Genomic DNA, 7,214 nt, shown 5'->3' with positions numbered 1-7,214 from the left:
ATTAAAAGGATTTGGAGATATTAGTTACAATTAAGAGTAAAAATGCTTAAGGGAAGTTATAAATATATACTGTAAAATAATGGATAATAAAATAGTTGCCCACTTTTACTTGACTCAATCATAGAAAACAATATTATTGACAGTAAAATATTGGCATGGTACAATAAATTCGTCTTAGGGGTATGGCTCAATTGGTAGAGTAGTGGTCTCCAAAACCATTGGTTGTAGGTTCGAGTCCTACTACCCCTGCCAATATGTAAAAATAGAAATGGATAAAAACCCTTTAAAAGAGGAATAATAAAAAGGGCTGTAGCAGAATGATTTTTTTGATTATTCATGGCGACAGCCTTTTTTTTGAAGTCTTATTTCAAAAAACGGTGATACTTTGTTATTAATATTTTGGATTTTCCTAATAGATATAATAAAAGGAGGCTAATTATGATCCCATTATTTAATAAGAAATCGATTATATGGACTATGGTAACTTTATCTTTAGTATTTATGATAGGCTGCTCAAGTGTAGCAGAACCTGCACAAGAAGAGATAAAGCAACCTGAGAAGGAAATAGACCCAATAGAAGAACAAATTAAAAAGATGACTTTAGATGAAAAAATTGGTCAAATGGTTATAATTGGTCTTGATGGATATACAATGGACGATAATACAAGATCTATGGTTGAAAATAATCGTGTTGGTGGCTTTATTTTATTTGGTGAAAATGTAAAAAGCTCAGATCAGCTTCTCGCTCTACTAAATTCACTAAAAAGCACCAACTCAAAAAATAATATACCCTTATTTATATCCGTGGATCAAGAAGGAGGAAGGGTAAATAGAATGCCTGCAGAGGTTAAAAATCTTCCTTCCAGCAAAAAAATAGGAAAAGTAAATAATGAAAAATTTTCTTATGAAATTGGAAATATTCTTGGTGAAGAGATAAAAGCATTTGGTTTTAATATGGATTTTGCTCCCGTTTTAGATATAAACAGTAATCCTAAAAATTCAGTAATAGGAGATAGAGCTTTTGGAACAAATGCTGAAGTAGTAAGTAAACTGGGCATACAAACCATGAAAGGTATTCAGACTGCTGGCGTAATACCAGTAGTAAAGCATTTTCCAGGGCATGGAGACACAGCAGTTGACTCTCATATAGGATTACCATCTGTTGAAAATGATATGACAAGGCTAAAAAGTTTTGAACTTGTACCTTTTAATGATGCAATTCAAAATGGAGCAGATGCAGTAATGGTTGCTCATATTGTTTTGAATAAAATTGATTCAGAAAATCCGGCATCTTTATCAAAAACTATAATTACCGACCTTCTAAGAAATGAAATGAATTTTGATGGATTAGTAATTACTGACGATATGACAATGGGTGCTATCGTAAAGAATTACACAATAAGTGATGCAGCTATTAAATCCGTAAATGCGGGAAGTGATATAGTTCTGGTTTGCCATGGTTATGATAATGAAGTTGCTGTCATAAATAATTTAAAAAAAGCAGTAGAGGATGGAACTATATCAGAAGAAAGAATTGATGAAAGTATATATAGAATTTTAAAATTAAAAGACAAATACAAGCTTAAAGATAGCACATTAAGTTTAGTTGATGTGGAAAAAATAAATAATAAGATTAATAATACACTTGATATTTACTTGAATGGTATCAATTAAAAGAACCAGCTAAAAATTCCTTAAGTACCTTACATTACAAAGGATATTAAAATTCTGAGTGGACAATATAATAGTGTAAGCAGATTAAGTTGAAAAACTTAAAAAACTTAACAACATTAAGCCTAAGGAGGAATTAGTATGTCAAATAAAGCATTAGTTCCAGAAGCAAAGAATGGGTTATCAAGATTTAAAAATGAGGTTGCTCAAGAAATAGGAGTTCCATTTACAGACTACAATGGAGACTTAAGCTCAAGACAATGTGGTTCCGTAGGTGGAGAAATGGTAAAAAGGATGGTACAAGAATACGAGAGTAAAATAAAGTAACAGATACTAACCTTTACTTGGTAAAGTAAATAATTATGAAAATTGCACAATAAAATGTTAATTATCGTATTCAAACTATCGGGAAGAGGGCGAAAGCCTTCTTCTTAATTTGTTTATAGGTATAAGATAAGCATAATTTCTATTATGCTTTTTTCTTTTAGATAAATATGATAAAATGAGAACAAAAGTTCGTTTGGAATAGGTGATAATATGAAAAAGATAAAAATAGTGCATACAGCAGATTTACATTTCGATACTCCTTTCAAAGAAGTTGGAGAAGTGCAGAGTAAAATTAATAAAGAAGAACTAAAGGAAATATTTATGGATATAATTCATCTTTGTAAAAATGAATCTGTAGAGATTTTGCTTTTAGCTGGAGATATTTTTGATAACTATACTCTAAATAGGGAGACTTTATATTTTATAGAAAAGGCTTTTGAGAAAATCCCAAACACTAGGGTTTTTATTAGTCCTGGGAACCATGATCCATATAGTAATAATAATTTTTATAAGTTAATTAATTGGCCAAGTAATGTATATATTTTTAAGGAAAATATTGAGCAGGTGGAAATTAAAGAATTAGGCACTACAATATGGGGTGGAGCTTTTAATGATAAATATGTTAGAGAATCTATGTTAGAAGGATTTTCAAAAAAAACAGATAAGATTAATATAATGGTTCTTCATGGAGAAATAGCTAATTCTAAAGAGGGAAATGAGTATAATCCCATAACACTTAAGGAAATTTCAGAGAGTGGAATGGATTATATTGCTTTAGGTCATAGACATGGATTTAGCGGAATTAATAAGGTACAGAGTACTTATTATGCTTATAGTGGTTGTCCTCAAGGTAGAGGGTTTGATGAACTTGGGGATAAGGGAGTAATTTATGGATATATATCTAAGGGTGCTATTGAACTAGATTTTATAAAAACTTCAAAAAGAAATTATGAGGAGATAAAAATAGATATCTCAAAGGCCTTTACTTATGAAGAAATTATAAATATTATTTTAGAAAAGATATCAGAGGAAAATAGGAGAAAAAATTTATATAAGATTATTCTGTCTGGAGAAATCTCCGATAAATTTAATATAGATGAAGGAACTTTAAAGGACAAGATTAGCTCTAAGTTTTATTTTTGTAAATTAATAGATAAAACAACAATAGAGATAGATTTGGAAAAAATAACAAATGGATATTCAATGAAAAGTATTTTTGCACAAAAATTAATCAAAGAATTAGAAAAAGCTGAAACTGACGAGGATAAAGAAATTATTAGGATGGCTTTAAAAATAGGTCTTTCTAGCCTCACAGAAGGAGAGGTTAAAATAGATGATTATTAAAGAATTAAGGATAGATAATTTTGGAGGTATTGAAAATAAAATAATTTCTTTAAATAGAGGATTAAATGTTATCTATGGAGAAAATGAAAAGGGGAAAAGTAGAATAGAAGCATTTATTAAAATAATGCTTTATGGATTTTCAACTAAAAGAGGTAAAGGTCAAGGAGAAAGAGTGAAATATTCATCTTTCAAAGGTGGCTCTATTAAAGGAGAACTTATTATAGAGTACGAAAAAAGAAAATATATAATAAAGAGAAGTTTTGGAGTAACAAAAAAAGAGGACTCATCTGTGATTTTAGATTATCTTACAGGAGAAGAGCAGGAATGGGTAAGTGATGATGAACCTGGGAAAAGTTTTCTTGAAATTAATAAATCAACCTTTGAAAAAACTTTGTTTATTGGACAATTAGCAGTAGCTTTTACAAAGGATAAGGAAGAAGAAATAATGGATAAGATAACAGCTGTTTTTGGCTGTTCTGAGGATGAAGTTTCAGTTGCAAAAGCTTTAGATAAGATAGAAAACATAAAGAAGGGGCTTACTACAACTAGAGGTGTAGGAGCTTTAGATTTATTGAGAAAAAAGAATTCTGAAATTATTCAGGAGAGGTATGAGGCATATAAACTCTCAGAAAAAAACTTGGAATGGGAACAAGAACTTCTTCAGCAAAAAAGGAATAGGAGGGCTTTAGAAGAGGGAATAGAGAAACTTCAGATTTATAAAAAATACTTAAAAAGATCTAATCTACAAAAGGAATATAAAGATATAATAGAGTATTTAAAAAAATCTGAAGAACTTAAAAGGCGTGAGGTTGAGTTAGAAAGTGATTTGGGAAAGGGCAAGGAGAGTATAGATGAGGCTTTTATAGATGAATTAAAGGAGGAGAATAGGCTTTATTTATCAAAACTAGATAGGTTAGAGGAATTTAAAGAAGAAGCTTTTAATTATAAAGCAGAACTAGGAACAATAAAAGCTGACTGTGAGAAATATAAGTTTTTGGAACTTTTTGAAGATGATATTAAGGATAAAATTATTGCGTTAAAATATGAGCAAAAAAACTTAGAGGAAAAGCTATCTTATTTAAACAAGATAAAAAACTCTAAGGAGTTGGATGAAAAGGAATTAAAAAATAGGACAGATGACCTTGGAGAAATAATTTTAGTTAAGGATATTAAAAATCAAATAGAAGATAGTTTAAGGGAATATGAGCAGAAACTTAAAGATATTAAAAATTTAGCTGAGAATACTAGAATAAGTAAAGATATAGAAAAAAAGATTAAGCATGAAAATATAATGAAGTATATAGGATTTATATTATTAATAGGTGGTGTCAGTATCTCTCTTTTAGGTTCTCTATTAATAATTTTAGGTGTGTTAGGAATTTTAAGTGGAGTCTTTTTAAGTTATAAAAGTTTAGCGGCATTAAAAAAATTAAAAAAAGAGAAGAAAGATAAAGACGAAATAGATAGATTATCTGTGGATATTAATAATGTTGAAGTGAATCTTAATACTTATATGAGTAAGCTTAAAATAAACAATTATAGAGAGCTTATGAATTGTCTGAAAAAATATTCGAGTTTTAAGGAATATGAAGATCGAGTATTGGTTAGAATTGAAGAAAAAGATAAAATAATTGATGAAGAGGATTATGAAAAGTCTCATGATAAATACAATAAAAATGATGAGATGATTAAATCCTTTTTAGAAATTTCAAAGTGTGATAATTTAGAAGCTGTCTTAGAGAAAATTAATATTTATGAAAAACTTAAAACACAATTAGACTCTATGGAATTTAAGGAATCAGAAAGAGAAAAAATCATTAAAGAATTAGTTGTAGATATAGAGAATAAGGAAAGTAGGCTTAAAAGCAAGCTAAGTCTGATGGATTTAGATTTAGGAAATCTTTTAGATATAGAAATATATATTAGAGAGTATAAAGAAAAGCTTAAGAAATGTAATGAGGTGCATTCAAATTTATTATCCATGGAGGAAACATATAAGGCACTTTTAAAGGATAGAGATATAGCTGCAATTAAGGAAGATCTTAAACACATAATAAATGACAAAAATCAATATGCGTATGAATCAGAGGAAGAAATTGAGACTGAAGAAAGGAAGAAATCAAAAGAATTAATTGAATGTGAAAAAAGAATAAAAGATATTGAAAATAGTATAGCGACTAGACTTTTAGGAAAACGAAATATTATATTTATAGAAGAAGAACTACATGAACTAGAGGAAAAAATAATAGAGGGTAATAAAAAGTTAAAAGGTGCAGAGATGGCCTTTAATATTCTTAAGGATTCTTTTGAAGAGCTTAGTCGAGATATTGGACCAACATTAAATAATAGCATACTAGATAATTTCAAATATCTTACTGAAGAGAGGTATGGGGAAATAAAGCTTAGTGATAATTATGAAATGATAGTTAGGCAGGGAAATAATCTTTTTAAAGGGAATTTCTTAAGTAATGGAGCTTGGGATCAATTATATCTGTCCTTAAGGATATCATTTATTGAATTATTATTTAAGGAGAGAGAATGTCCAATTATATTAGATGATTCTTTTGTTCAATATGATAATAAAAGAAGAGAGAAGGCATTACTATTAATTAATAAAAAGTTAAAGGGTCAGGGTATTGTTTTTACCTGCCAAGATATAGAGGAAAGCTTGCTTAAGAAAAATTATATTGATGCAAACTTTATCAGTTTATAGAAGAATTTATTGACAAATGTTATTAAGAATATTAAAATAAAATTGCATGCAAATGCAAATCATAAGCAATAAGAGGTGGATATGAAAAAAATATTTTTTAAATTAGCAATGTTAGCTACAATTCCAATGATCCTTATGGGATGTGGAAAGAGTAAAGAGGAAACTGGAGATAAGTTAAAAGTAGCAGTTTCTATAAGTCCTTTGAAGGAATTTACAGAAATTATAGGTGGAGATAAGGTTGATATTTATTGTGTGGTAAAGGAAAATATGGAACCCCATGATTTTGACTTTAGCCCATCAGATAAAAAAGAACTTATGGAAAGAGAGCTATTTATATATAATGGCCTAGGCCTTGAAGATTGGTTAAGTCAGGCTGAAGAAGGTAGCGATATAAAATTAGTGGATACAAGTACAAATGCAGATGTAATTAAGGTAAATGAAACTGCTGATCCTCATATATGGTTAAGCTTAAAGGAAGCTACTAATCAGTGTATTAACATAAAAGATGCATTAGTAGAAGCAGATCCAGAGAATAAGGATTACTATGAAGAAAATTATAATAATTACAAGGATGAGCTAAATAATTTATATGAGGAATATAAACCTAAGTTTGATACTATACAGGGCGAGACATTTGTAACAAGTCATGAAGCCTTTGGGTATCTTTGCAGAGAATTTGGGTTAGAGCAAAAAGCTATTACTGGTTTATTTAATGCAGAGGGGGAAATAACCTTTAAGGATATGGAAGATCTTGTTGAATACTGTAAAAGTAATGGAATTAAAACTATTTTTTCAGAAGGAACTGAATCTCAAAAGAGCTCAGAAACTTTAGTAAAAGAAATAGGTGGAACAATAGTTCCAATATATACTTTAGAAACAAAGACTGAAGGTAAAACATATATAGAAGCTATGAAGGATAATTATGAAAAGATATATGAAGAATTAAAGTAAGATAAAGAGTAAGGCTGTAGATGAATTTTGTTAAAAAATTTATCTACAGCTCATTTTTATATTAGAATAACTTTATAAAATAGGTTAGAGTATAATTTTAGTAGGCAAAGGTAGCAAAAAAATAAAGGAGATGTAAAAACATCTCCCCAATACATAAATTATCCATTATAATTTTATTGCTAAGATAAAAAGAATGGAGTTGGATTTA

General features: G+C 28.9%; 5 protein-coding genes and 1 tRNA gene. All 6 read left to right on the top strand.

Going from position 1 to position 7,214, the window contains the following annotated elements; genetic code table 11:
• Nucleotides 1–176 precede the first annotated feature (176 nt).
• The 6 genes from CLVI_RS16825 (at nucleotide 177) to CLVI_RS16800 (ending at nucleotide 7,006) form a co-directional block, all read left to right on the top strand.
• A tRNA-Trp gene (locus tag CLVI_RS16825) sits at nucleotides 177–252 on the top strand.
• 186 nt (nucleotides 253–438) lie between these two features.
• On the top strand, nucleotides 439–1,674 hold the full coding sequence (nagZ, locus tag CLVI_RS16820) for a beta-N-acetylhexosaminidase (RefSeq protein WP_106061379.1): 1,236 nt from the start codon (nucleotides 439–441) through the stop codon (nucleotides 1,672–1,674).
• Between the two features lie 138 nt (nucleotides 1,675–1,812).
• Nucleotides 1,813–1,998, top strand: coding sequence for an alpha/beta-type small acid-soluble spore protein (locus tag CLVI_RS16815; RefSeq protein ID WP_106061378.1), 186 nt, complete (start codon nucleotides 1,813–1,815; stop codon nucleotides 1,996–1,998).
• Nucleotides 1,999–2,208: 210 nt separating this feature from the next.
• On the top strand, nucleotides 2,209–3,342 hold the full coding sequence (locus CLVI_RS16810; protein WP_106061376.1) for a metallophosphoesterase family protein: 1,134 nt from the start codon (nucleotides 2,209–2,211) through the stop codon (nucleotides 3,340–3,342).
• Entirely contained in the window at nucleotides 3,332–6,055 is a 2,724-nt protein-coding gene (locus tag CLVI_RS16805; protein ID WP_106061374.1) for an AAA family ATPase, read from the top strand. Before CLVI_RS16810 ends, CLVI_RS16805 begins: the two co-directional genes overlap by 11 nt.
• An 81-nt stretch (nucleotides 6,056–6,136) precedes the next feature.
• Nucleotides 6,137–7,006, top strand: a complete 870-nt coding sequence (locus tag CLVI_RS16800; RefSeq protein ID WP_106061372.1) for a metal ABC transporter substrate-binding protein — start codon at nucleotides 6,137–6,139, stop codon at nucleotides 7,004–7,006.
• Nucleotides 7,007–7,214: the final 208 nt, after the last annotated feature.

This window comes from Clostridium vincentii, assembly GCF_002995745.1.
GTDB classification, from domain to species: Bacteria; Bacillota; Clostridia; order Clostridiales; family Clostridiaceae; genus Clostridium; species Clostridium vincentii.
Note: the sequence above shows the minus strand (reverse complement) of the source record. Positions and strands in the feature narration are given on the sequence as shown.

Excerpts from the sequence above, each read along its gene's own strand:
- nagZ (WP_106061379.1), top strand. The coding sequence starts at position 439 with ATGATCCCATTATTTAATAAGAAATCGATTATATGGACTATGGTAACT.
- CLVI_RS16815 (WP_106061378.1), top strand. The coding sequence starts at position 1,813 with ATGTCAAATAAAGCATTAGTTCCAGAAGCAAAGAATGGGTTATCAAGA.
- CLVI_RS16810 (WP_106061376.1), top strand. The coding sequence starts at position 2,209 with ATGAAAAAGATAAAAATAGTGCATACAGCAGATTTACATTTCGATACT.
- CLVI_RS16805 (WP_106061374.1), top strand. The coding sequence starts at position 3,332 with ATGATTATTAAAGAATTAAGGATAGATAATTTTGGAGGTATTGAAAAT.
- CLVI_RS16800 (WP_106061372.1), top strand. The coding sequence starts at position 6,137 with ATGAAAAAAATATTTTTTAAATTAGCAATGTTAGCTACAATTCCAATG.